Annotated in this window: 1 protein-coding gene; it reads right to left on the bottom strand. The window is 42.9% G+C overall.

From position 1 onward, the window contains the following. Positions 1 to 161 precede the first annotated feature (161 nt). Positions 162 to 252 (bottom strand): NADH-quinone oxidoreductase subunit K (locus DOT_RS08040; protein ID WP_040411606.1); only part of this gene is annotated, 91 nt, incomplete at its 5' end.

Raw genomic sequence — 252 nt, 5'->3', positions numbered from 1 at the left:
AGCGGCACATTCAAGCAAATAACCAGTCAGTCTGCCAGTCTATTTTGCGTCATACTGCGTCGGCATGTTCACCTAATAGCTCCGCTATGAGGTAAACATACCTCCTTGTCTGACGCAAAATATCCAAGGCATCTTTGACTTGTTATTTTCTTTCATATGCCTTACCACTTCAACCAATTAAATTCATCCACGTTGGTCGTCTGACGGTTACGATAAATCGTAATAACTAAAGCAAGCCCAACAGCCACTTCC

Origin of the sequence: Desulfosporosinus sp. OT (genome assembly GCF_000224515.1) — a bacterium.
In the GTDB taxonomy this organism is placed as follows: Bacteria; Bacillota; Desulfitobacteriia; order Desulfitobacteriales; family Desulfitobacteriaceae; genus Desulfosporosinus.
Note: the sequence above shows the minus strand (reverse complement) of the source record. Positions and strands in the feature narration are given on the sequence as shown.